At 31.7% G+C, this 20,005-nt stretch carries 20 protein-coding genes; 5 read left to right on the top strand and 15 right to left on the bottom strand.

Features of this window, described 5'->3' with window-relative positions; translation table 11 throughout:
* Positions 1 to 19: 19 nt before the first annotated feature.
* A complete protein-coding gene (locus DFQ02_RS13310) occupies positions 20 to 1,120 on the top strand; it encodes a DUF4407 domain-containing protein (RefSeq protein WP_116524941.1) in 1,101 nt (366 codons plus the stop codon).
* 435 nt (positions 1,121 to 1,555) lie between these two features.
* On the opposite strand, the gene DFQ02_RS13305 is transcribed toward DFQ02_RS13310, so the two are convergent.
* The 8 genes from DFQ02_RS13305 to DFQ02_RS13270 form a co-directional block, all read right to left on the bottom strand.
* Positions 1,556 to 2,134 carry a PhnA domain-containing protein gene (locus DFQ02_RS13305; protein ID WP_116524975.1) on the bottom strand — a complete coding sequence of 193 codons (579 nt, stop codon included), beginning with the start codon at positions 2,132 to 2,134 and terminating at the stop codon, positions 1,556 to 1,558.
* 103 nt (positions 2,135 to 2,237) lie between these two features.
* Positions 2,238 to 3,038, bottom strand: a complete 801-nt coding sequence (locus tag DFQ02_RS13300; RefSeq protein ID WP_116524940.1) for a hypothetical protein — start codon at positions 3,036 to 3,038, stop codon at positions 2,238 to 2,240.
* Between the two features lie 176 nt (positions 3,039 to 3,214).
* Positions 3,215 to 3,583, bottom strand: a complete 369-nt coding sequence (locus DFQ02_RS13295; protein ID WP_116524939.1) for an MmcQ/YjbR family DNA-binding protein — start codon at positions 3,581 to 3,583, stop codon at positions 3,215 to 3,217.
* Complete coding sequence (locus DFQ02_RS13290) at positions 3,580 to 4,188, bottom strand: DUF4230 domain-containing protein (RefSeq protein WP_116524938.1); 609 nt, start codon at positions 4,186 to 4,188, stop codon at positions 3,580 to 3,582. The genes DFQ02_RS13295 and DFQ02_RS13290 overlap by 4 nt, the downstream gene beginning before the upstream one ends.
* Position 4,189: 1 nt before the next feature.
* Entirely contained in the window at positions 4,190 to 4,939 is a 750-nt protein-coding gene (locus tag DFQ02_RS13285; RefSeq protein WP_116524937.1) for a cyclase family protein, read from the bottom strand.
* A 12-nt stretch (positions 4,940 to 4,951) separates the two neighbouring features.
* Complete coding sequence (gene hemW / locus DFQ02_RS13280; RefSeq protein ID WP_116524936.1) at positions 4,952 to 6,106, bottom strand: radical SAM family heme chaperone HemW; 1,155 nt, start codon at positions 6,104 to 6,106, stop codon at positions 4,952 to 4,954.
* A 17-nt stretch (positions 6,107 to 6,123) separates the two neighbouring features.
* The gene (gene ruvC, locus DFQ02_RS13275; protein ID WP_116524935.1) at positions 6,124 to 6,678 is read right to left on the bottom strand and encodes a crossover junction endodeoxyribonuclease RuvC; all 555 of its coding nucleotides are present in this window, start codon (positions 6,676 to 6,678) and stop codon (positions 6,124 to 6,126) included.
* Positions 6,679 to 6,680: 2 nt separating this feature from the next.
* On the bottom strand, positions 6,681 to 7,319 hold the full coding sequence (locus tag DFQ02_RS13270; protein ID WP_116524934.1) for an outer membrane beta-barrel protein: 639 nt from the start codon (positions 7,317 to 7,319) through the stop codon (positions 6,681 to 6,683).
* Positions 7,320 to 7,427: 108 nt separating this feature from the next.
* Here DFQ02_RS13270 and DFQ02_RS13265 point away from each other — a divergent pair, with 108 nt between their 5' ends.
* Together DFQ02_RS13265 and DFQ02_RS13260 are read left to right on the top strand one after the other, a co-directional pair.
* Positions 7,428 to 8,570 carry a glycosyltransferase gene (locus tag DFQ02_RS13265; RefSeq protein ID WP_116524933.1) on the top strand — a complete coding sequence of 381 codons (1,143 nt, stop codon included), beginning with the start codon at positions 7,428 to 7,430 and terminating at the stop codon, positions 8,568 to 8,570.
* Between the two features lie 50 nt (positions 8,571 to 8,620).
* Positions 8,621 to 9,490, top strand: coding sequence for a hypothetical protein (locus DFQ02_RS13260; RefSeq protein ID WP_116524932.1), 870 nt, complete (start codon positions 8,621 to 8,623; stop codon positions 9,488 to 9,490).
* A 15-nt stretch (positions 9,491 to 9,505) separates the two neighbouring features.
* Here the strand turns inward: DFQ02_RS13260 and DFQ02_RS13255 are convergent, their stop codons facing one another.
* The 3 genes from DFQ02_RS13255 to DFQ02_RS13245 all read right to left on the bottom strand — a co-directional run bounded on the left by DFQ02_RS13255 (position 9,506) and on the right by DFQ02_RS13245 (position 11,965).
* Entirely contained in the window at positions 9,506 to 9,982 is a 477-nt protein-coding gene (locus tag DFQ02_RS13255) for a hypothetical protein (protein ID WP_116524931.1), read from the bottom strand.
* A 109-nt stretch (positions 9,983 to 10,091) separates the two neighbouring features.
* Positions 10,092 to 11,600 (bottom strand): M56 family metallopeptidase, encoded by a 1,509-nt coding sequence (locus DFQ02_RS13250; RefSeq protein WP_116524930.1) that lies wholly within the window; start codon positions 11,598 to 11,600, stop codon positions 10,092 to 10,094.
* Positions 11,601 to 11,602: 2 nt separating this feature from the next.
* Positions 11,603 to 11,965, bottom strand: coding sequence for a BlaI/MecI/CopY family transcriptional regulator (locus DFQ02_RS13245; RefSeq protein WP_116524929.1), 363 nt, complete (start codon positions 11,963 to 11,965; stop codon positions 11,603 to 11,605).
* A gap of 137 nt (positions 11,966 to 12,102) precedes the next feature.
* Here DFQ02_RS13245 and DFQ02_RS13240 point away from each other — a divergent pair, with 137 nt between their 5' ends.
* Positions 12,103 to 12,606 carry a DUF456 domain-containing protein gene (locus DFQ02_RS13240; RefSeq protein WP_116524928.1) on the top strand — a complete coding sequence of 168 codons (504 nt, stop codon included), beginning with the start codon at positions 12,103 to 12,105 and terminating at the stop codon, positions 12,604 to 12,606.
* A 265-nt stretch (positions 12,607 to 12,871) separates the two neighbouring features.
* Here the strand turns inward: DFQ02_RS13240 and DFQ02_RS13235 are convergent, their stop codons facing one another.
* From DFQ02_RS13235 to DFQ02_RS13225, 4 genes are all read right to left on the bottom strand, one after another.
* Positions 12,872 to 13,546, bottom strand: coding sequence for a response regulator (locus tag DFQ02_RS13235; RefSeq protein WP_116524927.1), 675 nt, complete (start codon positions 13,544 to 13,546; stop codon positions 12,872 to 12,874).
* Positions 13,547 to 13,558: 12 nt separating this feature from the next.
* Positions 13,559 to 15,472: a tetratricopeptide repeat-containing sensor histidine kinase gene (locus DFQ02_RS13230; RefSeq protein WP_147297786.1), complete on the bottom strand. Its 1,914-nt coding sequence runs from the start codon at positions 15,470 to 15,472 to the stop codon at positions 13,559 to 13,561.
* Between the two features lie 200 nt (positions 15,473 to 15,672).
* Complete coding sequence (locus DFQ02_RS15240; protein WP_181896424.1) at positions 15,673 to 15,819, bottom strand: hypothetical protein; 147 nt, start codon at positions 15,817 to 15,819, stop codon at positions 15,673 to 15,675.
* 345 nt (positions 15,820 to 16,164) lie between these two features.
* Positions 16,165 to 17,175, bottom strand: coding sequence for a LacI family DNA-binding transcriptional regulator (locus DFQ02_RS13225; protein ID WP_116524925.1), 1,011 nt, complete (start codon positions 17,173 to 17,175; stop codon positions 16,165 to 16,167).
* A 199-nt stretch (positions 17,176 to 17,374) separates the two neighbouring features.
* Here DFQ02_RS13225 and DFQ02_RS13220 point away from each other — a divergent pair, with 199 nt between their 5' ends.
* Positions 17,375 to 19,954 carry a TonB-dependent receptor domain-containing protein gene (locus DFQ02_RS13220; protein ID WP_116524924.1) on the top strand — a complete coding sequence of 860 codons (2,580 nt, stop codon included), beginning with the start codon at positions 17,375 to 17,377 and terminating at the stop codon, positions 19,952 to 19,954.
* Positions 19,955 to 20,005 lie beyond the last annotated feature (51 nt).

Here is a 20,005-nt window from a genome sequence, read left to right as displayed (position 1 = left end):
ATCAAAAGACAATCAAATCATGTTAAAGCAATTCTTTATTATTTGCTCCGGGGCTGATACGGATATATTAAATCAATGCTCTAAAGGCGAACAAAATAAATATGCTGGTATTGGTGCTACCGTTTTTTTTACGGCGTTAATGGCTTTTATAGCTGCTAGTTATGCACTTTTTACGGTTTTCGATAATCTTCTTACGGCTATTTCTTTTGGATTAATCTGGGGATTACTCATCTTTAATCTGGACCGATATATAGTTTCAACTATAAAAAAAACTGGGAATATGGTTGACGAATTCATTCAAGCTACACCTAGAATATTGCTTGCTATCATTATAGCAGTGGTCATTGCTAAACCCTTGGAGTTAAAAATATTTGAAAAAGAAATAAATCAGGTGTTGTTAGCGCAAAAAAACCAATTAACCCTCAACAATAAAAACCAAATTGCAGAACAATATACACCTTCAATAGAGGCATTAAACAATGATATAGAATTTTTACACCAACAAATAAACACCAAAGAAACCGAAGTAAACCAGCTATATAATACTTATATTGCTGAAGCTGAAGGAACAGCAGGGACAAAACTAGTTGGAAAAGGACCTGTTTATAAAGAGAAACGGGAAAAACACGATGCACTTTTAGCAGAATTAAAAGCACTAAAAACCGAAAATAAAGAAAAGATAAATAATGCCGAAGCACAAATTGCTCAACTTAAATTAAACTTCGACAATCAAATATTAAATTCACAACCAATAATTAATAATTTTGATGGTTTAATGGCACGAGTAAACGCTTTAGAAACCTTACCATGGCTGCCTTCATTTTTTATATTCCTATTATTCTTAGCAATTGAAACATCACCAATTTTAGCAAAACTGTTGTCACCAAAAGGCGCATATGAGCTTAGACTAGAAGACCTAGAAACTGCCATTAAAACTATTGTTTCTCAAAATAAAAATCAAAGAGCGCTCCAACTAAAAACTGATTACGTCATTAACGATAGAATTTATACCGATATAGAACAAGAAGATGAACTTTACCATTACAAACGCAACAAAGCCAGAGATCTCATGCAGTTACAAGCAGATATTTTCTTTAAAAATCAAAAAAATGTGTTATAGTTTAAGCTGTAAATTAACTTTTAAAATAATTACATAAGTCTTCACACATGCAGCTTAAAAACAGATAATATTTCCAGTAACTACTAATTGATTGAACTGAGCAATAGATTTAACTCTTTAAGAACCCTCTCTTTACTAACCCTAGAGACTAATATTATCTATTCTAGGAAAAGTATGGCTGATTTTTTATTTAATCTATAAATTAACTTTTCTCATTGAGATAAGCTTAGATTTTTATCAGGTATATCTATTTTAAAAAAACAGTATTTCAACTTACTTTGTCACTATGAAAAAAGAGTATTTATACATAATATTTATAATATCATTGATAATAACTGTTTTTGGCATACTGACTGGGCGCTATTTTTTTGTTTTTTTATTACTACCCTTTAGTATTAATTGGTTTAAAAAAGATAAAAATAATGATGAAAATCCTTAAATTTTCTTTACAAAGTCTGTGACAATAACCATGTGTTGCGCACCTACTTTACCCTCTATATATTTTGCGTTTTCATGGTCTAGCCTAATATTTCTAACAGCGGTACCTTGTTTAGCCACCATACTAGAACCTTTTACTTTCAAATCTTTTATTAATACTACGGAATCGCCTACTTTTAATTCAACCCCATTAGAATCTCTATGGATAATTTTTTCGCTAGGGTCTTTATCTTCACCTGTAGCCCTTGCTAGAGACAAGGCTTCATCTGATAAATACATCATATCCAAAAGATCTTTGGGCCACCCTTCTCCTTTCAACCTTTGAAGCATTCTCCAAGCCATGATTTGTACTGCAACATGCTCGCTCCACATACTATCGTTCAAACAGCGCCAATGATTGGGATTCATTTCTTCATCGCCATTAATTTGATTTTTACAGACCTTACAAACCAATATATCATTATCTACATTTTCATTTAAAGCCGGCGGGATAGTATATTGCTCTAAATTTTGAACAGAACCACACAGTTCGCATGTATTATTACTTCTTTCTTTTAGGGTTTGGAATACACTCATGTTTTTTTGTTTTTTGCAATAATACACTAATTTGAAACAACCACTAAAATGACCACAAAAAAAAGGGTGCTATATAGCACCCTTTCCTATCAACTATAGTAATTTACAATTTTATGGCTGTGTATAAATAGTCTCCATGACCCTTATAATACTTTCCAAATGCCTTACCCTCTTCCTCAGTAAAAGCTTCCTTCATTAATTCTTGGTTTCTATTAAACATTTTATCTAAATCTGCCATTGAATCTAAAAGAACGGCTTCAGTCATATCTCGTTTATCATTACCCCAAGCATGCCTTGAAGGGTAATACCCTTTAATAAACTCATTCTTATAGATTACTTCTTCTCTTAATTTCTTCATGAAAGCACTAAACTCGTCAAATGAACCATCTTCTGGATAGGCCATTTTATTTACTCTTAAATACATAATCATATCCTTTTGCATACCTCCCTCTAAGTATTTAGCTCCTGGAATGATAGCGTGAATTTCATCTGAATGATAAATAGAATAAGCCGAATTCATTTTGTCCAGGAATGCTTTTCTTTCTTCCTCATCTGGCCATGCTTCTTTTTCTAACTCTGCATTTCTAGCCGTTGCTTTTTCTATGGCTTCCCAACTTGGATAGTTCTGTACATAAATAACCTCATTACTATTTTCTGTAAAAAGATGGGTAAAATAACCTGACCACATAATATGTTCATTTTTACTGGTTACTTTCTCCATATACTCTTTCTCAGTGGCCCGCCATTCCTCGGGAGAACCCTCATAATTTTTATTCCAGTACATGGTAGTTGCTGTGAGATACTTGGGCTCATTAACTTCTTCATCTTGAGCAAAAATAGTTGAGGTACTAAATGCCAAAAGAAACACGAATAATGCTGATAAAAAATGATTGGTTGTTTTCATAATTTGTACAATTAAAAGGTTAGTATATAAATTTAAATAAACACTAATTTGTTAGATTCTGGGGCAGAAATAAAATAAGATTTGGGAAAACCTTTGTGCTAACAATTAACCTTTTTTGGGGAAAGAAGGAATATAAATATACAATAAAAAAGGAGAATTTATTGATTTTCAAAAATTTATAGGTCCAATAGCGTGTCACGCATCTTTTTAGTCATCCCTTTTACTACCATATCATATGAATGATCTATGAGTTTTAAAATGAATTTTGTATTTAACTCTCCTTCATAAAGGTGTAGCGTATTCCAATGTTTTTTATTCATATGATAGCCCGGTCGAATACTATTATACTCAGTCCTCAATTCTTGTGCATAATCTGGGTCACACTTTACATTAATAGCTGCTTCGCCACTTTCCCACCATTTAAACGAAATCAAAGCAAACATTTTTCCAAGAACCTTAAACACCAGTGTATCTTCGTCAAATGGAAAATCTTCTGTTGCCCCCCTTTTATTCAAACAATAAGCACGTATCTGTTCTATATTCATTGAAGCTGCTTTTGATTTTTATCTTCAATTTTTAATGCCGAATAATCTAAACGCCAGCCAATGGTTTCAACTATAGCTTCTATTAATTGAATAGTTTCTCTGGCTTCTCCCTGGGCAATTTGAATGAGTCCACTCTTAGGAATTTTTTCCTGAATATGCTGTTTTGCTTCTTGGTGTAAATCGGTTAAATCGGTGGCTTCAAACTTATTAAAAAGTCCGTCAGACTTATCGTAATAATTCAAGTTGGTCTCTATTGACAAAACTTCTGGCTGCGGAAAATGTTCTAATATTATAGTTTTTTGGGTAGTATCTGAGGTTAATTGTATTTTAGACAAGTCATAACCCACATGAGCTTTAGCGTTAATTACAACCAAAGCTTTTTTCTTACTAGAAATAAGTTTTAAAAACTTCTGTTTTACATCTTCATAATGGTAAATTTCGGCAAAATCGCCTTCAACAGTAATAAACTTACAAACCTTTTTTATCTTATCTAAAAGAATAACTGATTGCCTATTAACTAGCTGCTTTTTTCTAATAGCCTTAAAAAGAGTGACAGTTGCTAAAGTAATTAAAATACTTATGATAATGGCCAAAAGTGTTTCCATGCTATTCAATTATTTTATACAAAATAGGTTTACTTGGGGTAGCATCATTTTCAAAAGGTGCTATCATGAGATTAAGTAAATATTCTCCATCCTCAATAGAATTAGGTACATATATAAATTCAGTTATGGTAGCATCCATTCTAGCATCTCCAGAAGTGTTCCAAAACGCATTATGAGCCAGCAGTTCACCGTCATCTTTTTCCTTATCAACAGATGGTAAATCTATTAGTAAATGTTTTATGCCTTTTTCTTTTAAATATTCGGCCGCTTCTTCTAACAAATATGGTGGATTGGTATTAGCGTATTGCTTACTCTTTTTTTCCGGTAAATTAGGGAGTGTTCTAATAACAATGGCATCTCTCTTTTTATTTCTTAAAGCTGTTTTTAACTGCTTAACAGAAATCACAAAGTCACTTCCTTTTTTCTCTGGGGCAACAGTAACTACCTCTGCAACAAAAAAATAATGCTTCATGTTTTTGTTTACAGAATGTACTTTGCTGGTTATATGCCCAACACATTCTGTATGTGTAATATGTGCATGCGGATTGAAATGAATACTATTAAAATTAACCGCAGCCCCTTCTGAGACCTTAATGATTTGATCATCAATTTTTTCAGTTAAAATCTTTGGATCATCAACATACCAAGCATTGATATTTGGTTTAGACATATCTATGGCTATGGAAATATCTATAGGCTTAGATACGTCTATTTGAATTTTTCTTGAATTGTATTGTATAGTTGCGATCATTCTCAAATATACTTAAATCATAAATAAATCTGAAGCAATGCCATCAACCAAAAACTTACCCTTTACGGTTGTTACTAACTTCTCGATGCAATTTTGACTACTATCAAAATCACTCGAAGTGACAGCAAGCAAACCTTGCTCAATGTATTTTTCTGAAGTACTTTTTAAATATTTATAATATTCATCCCCAAAATCTGTTTTAACCTTATCTAGAGAAACGCCCCAAATGGTTCGTAAACCGGTCATGAGATACTCATTGAACCAATTTTTTTTTGATAGGATTTCAACGGTTTTTGGCAACTCGTTATTTTGAATTGCTTTGATATATTTGGTATTGTTTGCTACATTCCAACTTCGCTGATTAGCCATAAAGGAATGTGCCGAAGGACCAATTCCCAAATACCAAGTTCCTTGCCAGTAACTGGTATTGTGTTTTGAAAAATAATTAGGCTTCCCAAAGTTTGAAATTTCATATTGAACAAAACCTTTGTTTAGTGTTATTTCAACCAAATGATTAAAATGCTGTAACGCAAGCGTTTCATCAAGTGATGGGTATTTTCCTTGTTTGATGAAACTGTCTAGAGCTGTTTTGGGTTCTACAGTAAGTGCATAACTTGAAATATGATTGATTCCAAAATCAAAAGTTATTTCTAAATTTTGATTCCATTTTTCTAAGGACATATTGGGGATTCCGTAAATTAAATCGATTGTAATATTATCATAATAACGCGTTGCTAAGGACAAACACGCTTTGGCTTCTTTTGATGAATGCGCTCTATTCATCATTTTTAAATCTTCATCGAAAAACGACTGAACACCAATACTTAAACGATTTACCGGTGTAGAAGTTAAATTGTTTAGTCGATCAGCTGTTAAGTCATCCGGATTAGCTTCTAAAGTGATTTCAGGACTTTGAATAACTTTGAAATTCTTGTAAACAGCCTCAATAATCAGCATTAATTCGTCATTTGAAAGTAGAGATGGTGTACCACCACCAAAATAAATGGTTTCAACGGTTTTTCCTTGTAGCTCGCCTTTTCTTAATTCAATCTCCCTAATCAAAGACTGCACTAAATCATCTTTCTTTTTAAATGATGTAGAAAAATGAAAATCGCAATAATGACAGGCCTGTTTGCAAAAAGGAATATGTATGTAAATGCCAGCCATTAATTAGTGAGTATAAACTATTTTTTAACCCTATCTCCATTTTGTTTCACAAACGTATCCCAACCAGAATAACTTTTACCAACTGATACTTTTCCAGAGTTATAAAAATGGCAAACTGCTGCAGCTAGCCCATCGGTAGCATCTAAATTTTTAGGTAAGGTTTTTAAACTCAACAGGCTCTGAAGCATTTTAGCTACTTGCTCTTTACTAGCATTTCCGTTACCGGTTATGGCCATTTTTATTTTTTTTGGTAAATATTCCGTTATCGGGATTTCTCTACTTAAACCTGCAGCCATAGCCACCCCTTGAGCTCTACCTAGCTTTAACATACTTTGCACATTCTTCCCATAAAATGGTGCCTCAATTGCTATTTCATCGGGCTTGTGGGTATCAATAAGTTCTATGGTACGTTCAAAAATGAGTTTGAGCTTTAAATAGTGATCGTTGTACTTTTTCAAATCCAATTCATTTAACTGAATAAATTGCATTTGTTTTCCTATCACTTTTATAAGTCCGAAACCCATAATAGTGGTTCCTGGGTCAATACCTAATATTATCTTTTCTTCTATCATTATTAATCACAATAATAACATCCACTTAATGAAATGGACGCTCCAAAAGTAATGGTTAATAGATTACCATTAAAAGACCCAAAACCATCACTAACTGGATCAAAATCTTTTCCAAATCCATTGATGTAAGATACATCGGTATAAATAGAAAGCTTATCTGAAATTCCATAATGAAATTGCATACCAGCCATAATATTAAAAAACGACTCCTTATTTTGGGTATAATTTCCTAGGGGCTTAACCATAGAATAACCTGGTCCCACATGAATAAAAACACCTATTCTTGGAGGAAGAAACGTTAAAACATTACTGGCATCATAAACCAACTGCGCATTAATTCTTGAATAATTTAATTTAAATGTTGGGGTACTATCTTCATTAGATATTCTACTAAAGCTATAATCTAACCTAGCGCCTAAACTGGAGCTAAACATATACTGAAGTCCTAAATCAACTGTTGGGAAATTAATTCCTTTGCCTTCAAAATCTCCAACAAATCCATTACTTGAAGGGTTATTAACTCCCAAAGCGAATTGTGCTTTTAAAAGACTGGTTCCCTCTTGAGAAAATGAAAGATTGGTAAACAGTAAACAACCATAGAAATAAAAGACCAACTTGATTTTTTCAAAACTGAAGTTCATAACCTAAATAATGGTTTTATTTGTATTCATGAATAATTGGGTTACATACAAAACTAAGCAATTCTTTTTTGTGGTTAATTTTAATTCATCCAAAACCAAAAATTTAATATGGCTATCATAAGCATTGTAATCATACTATTGTACTTACTATTAATAGGGCGTTTTGTTTTTAGTTTTGATAGGATAAAGGATTTTCAACTAAGGGATTTACCTGCAAAAACTTCATTTTCTGTTGTAATTCCTTTTAGAAACGAGTCTAATAATTTACCGGATTTACTCCATTCAATCTCACAATTAGAATATCCAAATCATTTATTTGAAATCATTTTTGTTGATGATGATTCTAGTGATGATTCTGTTGCTATTATAAAGCAAGTTCTAGATACATTTTCGTTAAGTGAAAGTACTCCAACTGACATTAGGGTAATCAAAAACGAAAGAACGTCCAAGTCTCCAAAAAAAGATGCTATTAATACGGCAATCAAACAAGCAAAAAATAAATGGATAATTACTACAGATGCCGATTGTACCTTACCCAAATATTGGTTGCGTAGTTTTGATGAATTTATTCAACTAAATGAATCTAAATGTATTGTAGCCCCAGTTGCATATAACAAAACTAATGGCTTTTTAAACAGGTTTCAATTACTAGACCTTTTAAGTTTACAAGGTGCCACCATAGGAGGCTTTGCTCTAAAAAAACCGTTTTTATGCAATGGCGCCAATTTTGCCTATCAAAAAGAACTCTTTATAGAATTAAGAGGTTTTCAAGGCAATACTAACATTGCCAGCGGCGATGATATTTTCTTGCTAGAAAAAATTGTTAATGCCTACCCTAACCACGTCCATTATTTAAAAAGCGAATATGCTATTGTAAGCACGAAACCTCAACCCTCTTGGGCTTTACTCATTGCGCAACGGCTTCGTTGGGCTTCAAAAACAAGTGCTTATAACAATGGGGTTGGAAAACTTACCGGACTTATTGTTTTAATGACTAATGCTTTAATAATAATTCTAGCATTACTCTCAGCTTTGAGTATGTTCAATTTTAAAATCTTCTTGTATATAGTATTTATTAAGCTTAATATAGATTTTATTCTAATTTATAAATCAGCGTCTTTTCTCAATCAAAGAGAGGCACTTATCAGTTACATTCCTTCCTTTTTTATCTATCCTTTTATTTGTGTTTATATTGCTTTTTTGTCCTCATTTAAAACCTATAAATGGAAAGGAAGAACTTTTAGAAAGTAGACATATTAATAAATTTTATAAATTTACATGTACCCAACACCGCCAGTAACATGAAAAAGTTTATCCTTTTTTCTATTTTTTTTATGACCTACATTTCAATTGCTACTGGTCAAGAACAAGTTACTGTTAATAAGGAATCTTTATATCTTAAGCTTGAAGCGAAAGGTGAATTAGATTTACTTTCTTTAAAAACCAAGGACACCATACGCCTTTTTGTTAGAGATAAAAATAGTAACATTCAGGAATTGCTCAACACTAAAAAGAACGACAACAGCTTTAATAAAGAATATAAAACCGTATTAACCACGTTAACCAAAGACTCTGGAATGTCTATGGAAAATGTTGGTTACGGACGTTATAGTCTAAAGCAATTTATTAAAGCTTATAATTCTAATGGCACCAGAAGATATACTTATACCGATGAAAAAGTTTTGGCACAAACCAGATTAGGACTATTTGCAGGTATGACCAATCATCCATTCATGGAAAACCCTAACAACAATAAAACACCTTTTTTTAGTATTGAATTAGAGGTATTTGAAAAAAAGCCGCTACCCATGCAATCTGGTTTTTTTAGTATTTCGCATGCTTTGAAAAACGATGACTACAAATTTGTTTCAACTGTTTTAGCCATAGGACATAGATTACGATTTGTTAACAAAGAAAAAATTAATATTTATACCAATCTTAATCTAGCTACCTATACTTTTTCTAAAGAGACCATTGAAGTTGATGATCAAACCATTACTGAAAAAAACAGTGCATTTAGGGTACCCTTTAGTTTGGGGGTAGGAAGTGACATAAAAGTCTCAGAAAACAGTTTTGTCTCTTTAATTTACAATGAACTTTTTGCTGTTTTTGCCAGTAACAGTAATCATTTTCCAGTCAATTTTGCAGCTGGCTATAAGTTTAATTTATAAGAAACACACTGTTCATCATTCAACTTTTATAACCATAGGAAGTTCAAACTCGGTTTTTACGTATTGATCATGCTTGATAGCCGCATAAATTGTGGGCAACGTATTTAAACTGTTGTTAATCAATTCATAAATGTTAGGGATTTCTTTCACTGTGAGGCTATCAACTTTTGCTTCTAGCAATGTTAAATCACCTTTTTCAGAGACCTTAAACTGAAGATTAATTGTATCATGAATATCTTGGGTAACAACAATAACTTCATCTTGCAAAAACTTTAAAATATGAGAAGACAAATTATTCTGAAAACACTCTTTTTTTTCTGATTTAGAAATTAAAGAATCACATATAGAAAATGACGGATAGGTATCAACATCATTCCAATTAAAGGTTTTCAACTCTTCCTTTAAAATAGCCTCAGAAGTTGTTTTTTCAACATCAAAATATTTGCATGATGTGAACAACGAAACAAGCAAAAAAGAAAGACAATACTTCATGGATTAAAACTGTACCCGAAAAGTACGACTTTTTCTGCGTTTTAAGCATTTGATAAAATAAAAAACCGAAGCAATGCTTCGGTGTTTAAATATGCTTACTAAAAATAATTTAATCTTTATCTGCTGGTTTATCATCAGCTACCTCAAAAATAATTGGCAACGAATATCTTACCACAACATTCTCTCCATTCATTTTTCCTGGAATCATTTTTGGAAGTAAATTAACTACCCTATTTGCCTCAGCTTCTAATAATGGACTAATAGCTCTTGATCTAACACCTGTGACCTTACCTTCTTTGTCAATTTTAAAAATAACACTTATTCGTTGTCTACCTTCTAAATCTGTACCCTTAACCAAATCAGTATTAAAGTTTTTATGAATAAACTCACTTATCTTTTTTGCCATACACCGTTTTTGATATATAATATCTAGTTGTTCACATTCTGGAAAAACAGGAGGTTGCTCGATAATTGAAAAAGGGTATTCCTTCTCTCCTTTTTGATTAAAACCTATTTGATTGGGTTTGTTTTCACTTAAAAAATGGGTTTCCCATTTCGGTGACGTACTGGTCATTTTCATAAATTCTTCAAAATTCCCGATATTCAAACCTTTTCTAATCAAACTATTATATAAAGGCATTAAGGCCTCTCTTTCTTCATTAGACAATTCTCCTTTTTTCTCTAATTGTAAATGAAGTTGCGAAATTAGAGATCCCATTGAATCTTGCTCAGAAAATTCATTCTCTACTTTTTTACAAGAAGTATAAACCAGCATTACTAATATCAATGGAATTAACAAAGCATACTTTAATAAATTAATTTGTTTTGATTTTGATTTTTGTAACATAACGATTCGTTTTTTGATTAATGATTGTTTAAAAAATGGATTGATGAATGATATTTTTTTGGTGTCGAAAACCTGTGACAATAGGTTTTCATAATAGGCTTTTTTATCTTGAAGTTTAACCGCTTGGGCATCAGCTATAAACTCATGTAACTCAACAATTCTGTTTTGGTACTTATAGATTAATGGGTTAAACCAACATAGAATTCTTAAAACTTCAAATAATAGTAAATCTGCTGAATGATATTGTTTAGCATGTACCATTTCATGTTTTAAAATGGAATTTTTATCTTCTGCGCTTAGCAGCTCACCCAAAAATATATACTTAAAAAACGAAAAAGCAGCAGTACTATTTAGCAAATTAACAATACTAAAGTTTTCTATTTTTTGTTTTGGGTTTTTTGCTAAAACCTTAAGCATTTTATATAGCTTAAAACCAAATAAAACAACAGCTATTGAGACTCCAGTAAAAAAAATAAGTTCCCAAATATTGAAAACATTTTGGTTAATAACCGCAGCATCTAATTGAACAGAAACATTGTCATTACTTATTGGGTTTCCTATAAAAACCTCCGGAAGCCTTATAATATATTCTGCAGAAACTACATCTTTAAATTGTTCAATCTTAATCAAAGGAATTAAAAACGAAAGTATTGGAGTTCCCAGTAAATACAATCTATTCCAATTAAAGAAGGTTTCTTTCCTTAAAAAGAGATCATAAATAATTAAAAATAATAACTGAAATGCAACGGTCTGTAGAATATATTGAAACATGATTACGAGTCTTTTTTATTAATCTCATTTAAAACCGATTCTAAGTCTTTTATGCTCATATCATTTTTCTTTACAAAGAATGACACCATACTTTTAAACGACCCTTGAAAATAATTATCTACCAATTTATTGATAGTTTGGTTGCTGTAATCTTGTTTTTCTACAACAGGAAAATAAACATGTCCTTTTCCCTGCTTTTCATAACCCACAAAACCTTTGCCTTCTAAAATCCTGACAATGGTAGACACCGTGTTGTAAGCTGGTTTGGGCTCAGGAATCTGTTCTATAATAGTTTTTACATTGGCTTTTTTTAATTGCCAAAGTATTTGCATGATATCTTCTTCTGCTTTGGTGAGTTGCTTCATTTTAATATGTACTTTCTATTCAACTAAAGATTTAGTTTTACAAATATAACTAATTTTTTAGTTTGAACTAATCTTTTAGTTAAAAATGTAACAAATTCTATCAAATTACGTCTTACTGAGCGTATTCTATCTAATATATGGACATTATTTTAGTCATTATTGCTACGCTTTTTATGATTTTAGGAATCATTGGTAGCTTTTTACCTGTACTTCCAGGACCACTAACCAGTTGGTTTGGACTTTTGATACTTCATTTAACCACATCGGTTCCTATGGATAAATCATTTCTAATTATCACACTCATTATTGCAGTACTTATTTGGCTACTTGATTATGTTATTCCTGCTATTGGTACTAAGCGCTTTGGTGGCACAAAATATGGCATGATTGGAACCTCAATAGGATTAGTTGTAGGACTCATTGCCCCTATTCCCTTTGGAGTTATCATTGGGCCTTTTGTGGGAGCTTATCTTGGTGAACTACTTAATAAAAGTAACTCCAAAACGGCTGTTACGGCTGCATTTGGATCTTTTATAGGGTTTTTAACTTCAGCTTTTATAAAATTTATTGTAGCCGTTATTTATTTTGTGATTTTTATTGGTATTGTTTGGGATTATAGCAATAGTATATTTAGCTTGTAAAGAAGTGACCCTGTGGGTCTCTCACCTCCACAGGGCCTGTAAATTGCTATTATCAACAAAAAAAAATGAGGGATTAATTAATTTTTTTTGTAGTGTTGACAGTCAAAGATAAATAATAGCCCAGTATTTTAGCTACGGAAAAACCGTAACTGCTTTACGGTTTAATGGTAGTTTTTAGTCATAATGTTGAGTTCCAGATATAAACAATTTTAATTTTTTCTCAATAAATTTCTTCTATATCTTTCCAATCGACATTTAGTAATAATTATACAAAACCTTGTTTTCTAGCTTCGCTCAACAATGTCTCATCTTGTCCATCTTCTATAAAAAATATCTCCTTTAGTTGTTTCTTTCGCTTCTCTACAGCGCTTAAAGAAATATCTAAATGCGTGGCTAGGTTTTTAGTTTTAATTCCCTGTGATAATAAGTATAAAATCTTTCGGTTTTTTTCATCTATTACAATATCACTTGAAATGGCTTTTCTGATATGGCTGTTAACTGTACCACTATAAAAGGGCGGATTATTGAGTACTGCCTGAAAAGCGCTCGCCAACTCACTAGAGGTTAAATCACTTTTTATTAAAAAGCCATCTGGATTAATATTTTTAATGATGTTGTGTATTCTAAATGACTCATTAAACATGGTGAGAATAACAATTTTTGCATCGGGAAGAATTTTTCTTGCATATTCTGCTAAATCCTCTCCAGAGTTCATAGAACCATCAGATGATGGTGGTAGGCTAATGTCTACAAAAAGCATGTCATAAGGTCTTTCATGCTCAATAGACTTATCCATATAAGTAACCGCCTCATCACAATTATTAGCAATATCAATAAAGAGTTCTTGGTTTTCTTTTTTAGTAAATTGTAACGTGTTTTGATAACCCTCAATAATCATAGGGTGGTCATCAATCATTAAGATTTTAATCTTTTGAGTCATGGTTTTAGTTCGTTAGGCCGTTGGGACTTCAATAACAACTGTTGTTCCTTTATCTATTTCTGATGTAATATTTAACACTCCACTAATTTCATTAATTCTGGAGTTCATGTTCTTTAAGCCAATACCTGATTTTGCCTTATTTACATCAAATCCAGAACCATTATCTGTTATTGTCAAGCAAATTACACCTTTTTTTAATTTAAAACTAATATCTACTTTGGTTGCTTGTGCATGCTTATAAATATTATGAAGCGTTTCTTGAATTATTCTATAAATATGAATTTTAGTTTTATTATTTATATTATCCCAATGGATATCATCATCATACTTAAGTTGATAATCTAACTTGTATGCTAAAGACTGAGTTTCTACCAAGGTTTTTATAATATCAATAAATCCACTACCAGAAACAAAATCAGTGTTTAACTCATGGGACACCTTTCTAATATCCTGTTCTATCTTTTTTAATTCTTCAATATATTGACTTCTAGTTTTTATGGCTTCGGGGGTATTATTAAAGTTTAAACTATCCAAACTTAATCTGGTTCCAAATAGTCGTCCTAAAACACCATCATGTAGTTCTTCCGATATTCTTTTTTTCTCTATGGTTCTAGCTTCTTCAATACTTTCGTTTTGAGATAACATGAGGTTGTAAATTTCCTCATTAGTTTCCTGTTGTTTTTGAATGAATTGTAATTCTTTATTCTTGTTTCTTTGGGTGACTACTAAATAGAGTAAAAAAGACGCCATAATAACAACCACTGAGATTATAAAAAGCCACATACGCTCTTTAGCAATTTGAATGTTTTCCTGTTCTAGTACATCTGTTTCAAATCGAATTCGGGCAAACTTATTCCTAATTCTCCTCTCTGACTTCTGAAGACTATCACTTAGCTTTATATAAGCATTAAGATGTTCTGCCGCTATATCTCCCTTTTCTATTTTCGATAATAACAATAATGATTTCAATAAATCGTCGTTATAATATTGTTCTGATAAATGCTTTGCCTTATAAGCATGAAATTTAGCCGAGTCTAAATTGTTGTTTTCAAAATAATATTCTGCAATGTGTTGATGAATAACTATTGACTTATAGCTATCATTTATACTATCGCAAATATTCAAAGCCCTAAAATAAAGATTGGGTATTTGGTCAAGTTGTTTAGTTTTAAATAATGTATGAGCATAGTTATCAAGAACCAAAGCATAAAACCCTGGTCTTTGAACAGGCAGTTTTTTGTCCTTTAATATTTCATTATAATAATCAATAGCCTTACCGTACTGCCCAGATTCCTTATAGGCATTACCTAAATTGTTCTTTTGATTATCTATTGTCATCTTATTATCCCCCTCTAGTTTCTCTTGTATTGATAAGGCTTTCAGGTTGTATTCAATGGACTCATCATATTGTTCTAGCATTTTAAATACCAGAGCTAAATTGTTGTAAAAAAAGGATTTATACTTCCTAACATCGTTAGTCTCTTCTAACTCATTTAACAAGGACAGGGCGTTTATTGATGTCAATTCACTTCCAGTAAAATCTTTATCATCTTTTTGAAGAAGTGCAATATCCAGAAGAACAACAGCTGTATTAAATTTGTCATTTAAAGATTTGAAAAGATTTACTGACTTATTATTATAGAAATAGGCACTATCAATGGATTTATCATAGAAATAATAACCTAAATTCTTACTAGCTAATGCCATTGACAATGAATCATTTATCTTGCTAGACAACCTAAGACTCTCATGGTTAATCTTAGTGTATTGTGTGCTGTTCTTTAAAGAAAAATATAAGGTTGACAGACTCATATTGATTCTGAGAACCAAATCTTTCCTGTCTATATCATAGGAAAGTTCTTTTGCTTTTAATAAGTGCTCTAGTTTTGTGTTTAAGTCTTTACTAATATCTTTTGAACTTGACATATAAAAATAAATGCTATCTAGCTTTACTTTATCTTGATTTTGAGAAAAACAAACAGTAAAACTAAAAGCTAATAAGAGTAAAAAATTAAACTTCAATTTGGCATATATTAATCTCTCAAATTTATTTATATTTTTTTAATTAAATAAAAAAAGCCTTTATCGATTGATAAAGGCCATAATTTATAATTAGTTGTTAAAAACTATCTTTGATTAATATCTCCACCTGCAAAAAAAGCAGATGCTTCATTATCAATAAGTACATCATCTTCATTTAAATCCTGTTCTGTACAAGAAGAAAATGCTACTAGCAATACAGCTGCAATTAAGGTAAGTTTTAGGGCTTTCATATTAATTCGATTTAAGGTTAAACTATTTTTCTATTTAAATTTTAAAATAAATTCTTTAACTAAGACCTTGAAAATCAAAATCTTCGTTGAGGGAAAAATGGAATAATTAACTTTAAATCGAACACAAAAAAGTGTACAGATTTATTCTATAAATTTTGAGGGAATCGATCAATAAATTGATCTATAAATGGATTAACTTTCTTAATGAGCGTGAGGGGAAATTAATTACTCGTTAAGATGTGACTAAATTAGGTTTAAGAGACAAAGATAAAATAAAATAATCGATGAAATGCATTTTTTAACGATGAAATGAATCGACAAACGGTAAATACATTAAAATTCAAACTATTTGGCTTTTGTAGATTTATTATTAACCAAACTGGTTTTCACAATTTTGGTCTTAACATCTTCATTCAAATGCATATTTTGTAATCTATGAATGAGCATTTGAGCTGCCTCTGCACCAATGGCTTTAGCATGTTGCCTAATAGTAGTTAATTTTGGAAAAGCATGAATTGCATCAGACTTACTAGAAAAACCAATAACAGATATATCTCTAGGTACCTTCTTACCTAAATTTACCGCTGCATTTATCGCAATAATCCCTGAGGAACTATCAGCAGAAATAATGCCATCAACATTTTTATTCTTCCTTAAAAACGACTTTATTTTCTTTTGATGGTCATCCTTACTTTTAATCTTTAGGAGAACAGGGTCTTGTTTTTGGGTTTCTAAAATAGCTTTTATGTACCCCCGCTCTCTTAACTTGCCTACACTTAAATCTTCTATGCTACTAACAAAGGCTATTTGTTTTCTGTTTTCAGCAAGCAATCCTTTGGTTGCATTGTACGTAGCATCAAAATCATCAACTATAACTTTATCACACATAACATCATGCGCTACTCTATCAAACATTACAATAGGTAAACCTTGTGTTATGGCTTTTTTAAAATGATCTATCTCGTTTTTCATTTGGGTTTCTTGTGCTACGGCTAAAATAAATCCATCTACACTACCATTTGCTAAAATTTGAAGACTTTCTTTTTCCTTTTCTAAAGACTCATTTGAAATACAAGTAATAATATTATATCCCAATTTAGTGGCTTCTCTTTCTATGCCAAAGAGTACTTTAGCTAAAAAATGATTTAAAATATTGGGAATAATAACACCAATGGTTTTGGTTTTGTTCTGTTTTAAACTTAAAGCTACTTTATTAGGTTTATAGTTATAAAGTTCTGCAAGTTCTTTAACCCGTCTCACAGTTTCCTCACCTATCTCTTCACTATTATTAAGTGCTTTAGAGACTGTTGAAATAGAAACATTCAACTCTTTTGCCAACTGTTTTAGAGTAACCATACTTTATTAAACCTAGTTTTTTCGTTTTACAATTTACAAAAATACTTTATGCAACAAATGAATTATAAACACTGGTATTTTATCAAGGGTTGAATATAAAAATTATTTATTACTTGATATAAAACTTTTACGCATCTAATAAAAAACAATTAAACTATTTTTGCGCTCAAATTCAAGTTTAATAACAAGTCAAAACACTATGAAAACGAAACTTTTAGTTTTTTCATTTTTTTTATTATTTACGTTTTTAACTTTTGCCCAAAATGGAAGTATTCAAGGCACTATAGCTGAGAAAAATTCAAATGAGGTTATTCCTTTTGCTTCCATTGTGGTTTTGAAAGCCAATAGTAATAAAACTGTTAATGGAACTATTTCATCTGACAATGGGCAGTTTGCAATAGAAAATATCGGTTTTGGAAACTACACCGTTGAGGTTTCGTTTATAGGCTACCAAACTAAAACCATTGAAAATATAACTATTTCTAAAAGTGACCCTAATCTAAATCTGGGATTGGTTTTTTTAGAACCACAAATAGAATCTTTAGATGCGGTTACTGTTAAAGCTCAAACCAAAACTTCTACCAACAAAATTGATAGAAAAGTATACAATGTGAGTGACTTTGAAGCTGCTAAAGGTGGAAATGCAGCCGATGTTTTAAACAAACTACCTTCAATTACAGTAGACCCCAGTGGCAATGTGTCGGTTAGAGGCACTAGCGATTTTATGGTGTATTTAAATGGAAAACCAACTAACGTAACACCATCCGTTTTATTAGGTCAAATTCAATCAAACAATATTAGTAAAATTGATGTCATTACCGTTCCTACAGCACGATATGATGCGCAAGGAAAAGGCGGTATCATTAACATAACTACCAAAAAAAATGTTAATCAAGGTTTATCGGTTTCTATTAACGGACTCCTTGGTGGTTCGCCTTGGGCAAATTTAACCGATGTGTATAGCGGGCATGATTTAAAAGATGACCGTTACGGAGGTGGTTTCAATATAACTTATGGAAAAAAAAATATCACACTTTATGGGGGTCTCAATTATAATATGAAGAACGTAAATGGAAAACGCTCAGGAGAAGCACGGGTTTTTGTTAATGAATCACAAGGTGATTTTTTTCACATGAACGCCAAAAATGGGCAACGCCCAGAATGGTATGAAAACTATACCGCCAATGCAGGTGTTGACATTGATTTAACAGACTCTAAGAAATTATCACTTTCATATTTCTATGGAAACCGAAACGAAGGTAGGGCTGCCTATTATATTTATAACACCTTTTATGCAGATGCAGACCAATCTAATAAAGACTTAGCTTCAGAACAGTTTATGTATAATCCTAATGTTGATGACCGATATGGCGAGTATAACACGTTCAACTTAGATTACACAGTAGATTTAGCCAATAATGCTTCCTTTAAAACTGCTTTAGCTTATGAAACGTCAAAATTAAGTAGAGCTCTAAACAATAAAAATTATTTCTACAACACCAGAGCAGAAGTAGATAATGATATTGAGAACAATTATGTAAATGCCTTTCAAGCCGATGATTATTCATTGTCAGATAATACACCTTTAAAAGGATTGCGTTTAAATCTCGATTATGAAAAACAAATTGATGAATCTAGCACTTTTGGAACAGGTGCTCAAATTCAGTACACCAATATTGAAGGCGCTTTTAAGTTTAAAAACACGTTGGTTACAAAAAACTTGGACAACGCCATTGATTTAACAAGAACGGTTTATGCTGCCTATGCAGATTATTCAGCAACTAGAGGAAAACTAAGCTACATTTTAGGCTTAAGAGCAGAATATGGCGACCAAACTTTGGAAAACGGAACTACAGATTATGTCCCTATTTTTGGCACCGATTTAGAAAAAAATTATACCCAAAAGCAACTAGATTTATTCCCCTCTGCTCATTTTAATTACAAAATGAGCGATACCGATAATTTAACTCTGGCAGGGAGCCGAAGAATAAATCGTGCCTCAGTTACCAAATTAGCACCGTTTTTATACCGTCGGCACTTTGAGGTTTATGTGGTTGGTGACCCCGAGCTAGAATCTGAATATTTAAACAACGTTGAAATTACTTATGAAACTTCAGTTGGTAAAAACAATTTTAGTCTCACTGGATTTTATAGAGGTACAGATAATACCGTTTTTAGGGTAAATACGGTAACAACAGCTACCGAAAACCCAGAATTAAATACTATTCTTAATGAAGATGTACTCATACGCTCTTACACCAATGCAGGTAATTCAACGTCATTAGGAGCGGAACTAAATATAAACTTAATCCCTAGTTCTTGGTCTAAATTCTTTATTGGTGGCTCTTTGTATAACTATCAAATTAAAGGTGAAGTTTTTGGTTTTAATGTAGACCAAAATAGCACCAACTGGTCTTTGAAAGGGAATGCTAATTTTACCATTTCTAATAAACTAAGGTTTACCTATGATTTTAGCAGAATATCTAGAACTGTCACCTCACAAGGTCAAAACGACCCCTTTACTGTGTCAAATATTGCGTTTAGTTATCAACCATCAGAAGTATGGGATATTGCCTTGAGGGGGTTGGATATTTTTGCTCAAAATGATGAAGGTTTAGATACTAATGCGTTTAATGCTTCTAAACAACAAATATTCTACCAAGAGACTTTATACGAAAGAAATGGGCCTATTTTAGAATTAGGTATTACCTACTCCCTGAATATGAAGGACAAAAAAGGTAAGACCAAAGATTTTCAAGGAAACAAACATTTTAAATAAAAAGACGAACTAATACCATAAAAAGAGAGGCGATGTTTATTAAAGTATCGC

Source organism: Seonamhaeicola aphaedonensis (assembly GCF_003386195.1).
GTDB lineage: Bacteria > Bacteroidota > Bacteroidia > Flavobacteriales > Flavobacteriaceae > Seonamhaeicola > Seonamhaeicola aphaedonensis.
The sequence above is the reverse complement of the archived record's forward strand: the minus strand, read 5'-3'. Positions and strand labels throughout refer to the sequence as shown.

What these genes read in the sequence shown, in the direction of transcription:
- DFQ02_RS13270 (WP_116524934.1), bottom strand. Translation starts at nt 7,319, where the DNA reads ATGAACTTCAGTTTTGAAAAAATCAAGTTGGTCTTTTATTTCTATGGT.
- DFQ02_RS13285 (WP_116524937.1), bottom strand. Translation starts at nt 4,939, where the DNA reads ATGATCGCAACTATACAATACAATTCAAGAAAAATTCAAATAGACGTA.
- ruvC (WP_116524935.1), bottom strand. Translation starts at nt 6,678, where the DNA reads ATGATAGAAGAAAAGATAATATTAGGTATTGACCCAGGAACCACTATT.
- DFQ02_RS13300 (WP_116524940.1), bottom strand. Translation starts at nt 3,038, where the DNA reads ATGAAAACAACCAATCATTTTTTATCAGCATTATTCGTGTTTCTTTTG.
- DFQ02_RS13290 (WP_116524938.1), bottom strand. Translation starts at nt 4,188, where the DNA reads ATGGAAACACTTTTGGCCATTATCATAAGTATTTTAATTACTTTAGCA.
- DFQ02_RS13235 (WP_116524927.1), bottom strand. Translation starts at nt 13,546, where the DNA reads ATGACTCAAAAGATTAAAATCTTAATGATTGATGACCACCCTATGATT.
- DFQ02_RS13295 (WP_116524939.1), bottom strand. Translation starts at nt 3,583, where the DNA reads ATGAATATAGAACAGATACGTGCTTATTGTTTGAATAAAAGGGGGGCA.
- DFQ02_RS15240 (WP_181896424.1), bottom strand. Translation starts at nt 15,819, where the DNA reads ATGAAAGCCCTAAAACTTACCTTAATTGCAGCTGTATTGCTAGTAGCA.
- DFQ02_RS13220 (WP_116524924.1), top strand. Translation starts at nt 17,375, where the DNA reads ATGAAAACGAAACTTTTAGTTTTTTCATTTTTTTTATTATTTACGTTT.
- DFQ02_RS13260 (WP_116524932.1), top strand. Translation starts at nt 8,621, where the DNA reads ATGAAAAAGTTTATCCTTTTTTCTATTTTTTTTATGACCTACATTTCA.
- DFQ02_RS13225 (WP_116524925.1), bottom strand. Translation starts at nt 17,175, where the DNA reads ATGGTTACTCTAAAACAGTTGGCAAAAGAGTTGAATGTTTCTATTTCA.
- DFQ02_RS13305 (WP_116524975.1), bottom strand. Translation starts at nt 2,134, where the DNA reads ATGAGTGTATTCCAAACCCTAAAAGAAAGAAGTAATAATACATGCGAA.
- DFQ02_RS13245 (WP_116524929.1), bottom strand. Translation starts at nt 11,965, where the DNA reads ATGAAGCAACTCACCAAAGCAGAAGAAGATATCATGCAAATACTTTGG.
- DFQ02_RS13250 (WP_116524930.1), bottom strand. Translation starts at nt 11,600, where the DNA reads ATGTTTCAATATATTCTACAGACCGTTGCATTTCAGTTATTATTTTTA.
- DFQ02_RS13310 (WP_116524941.1), top strand. Translation starts at nt 20, where the DNA reads ATGTTAAAGCAATTCTTTATTATTTGCTCCGGGGCTGATACGGATATA.
- DFQ02_RS13255 (WP_116524931.1), bottom strand. Translation starts at nt 9,982, where the DNA reads ATGAAGTATTGTCTTTCTTTTTTGCTTGTTTCGTTGTTCACATCATGC.
- DFQ02_RS13240 (WP_116524928.1), top strand. Translation starts at nt 12,103, where the DNA reads ATGGACATTATTTTAGTCATTATTGCTACGCTTTTTATGATTTTAGGA.
- DFQ02_RS13230 (WP_147297786.1), bottom strand. Translation starts at nt 15,472, where the DNA reads ATGTCAAGTTCAAAAGATATTAGTAAAGACTTAAACACAAAACTAGAG.
- hemW (WP_116524936.1), bottom strand. Translation starts at nt 6,106, where the DNA reads ATGGCTGGCATTTACATACATATTCCTTTTTGCAAACAGGCCTGTCAT.
- DFQ02_RS13265 (WP_116524933.1), top strand. Translation starts at nt 7,428, where the DNA reads ATGGCTATCATAAGCATTGTAATCATACTATTGTACTTACTATTAATA.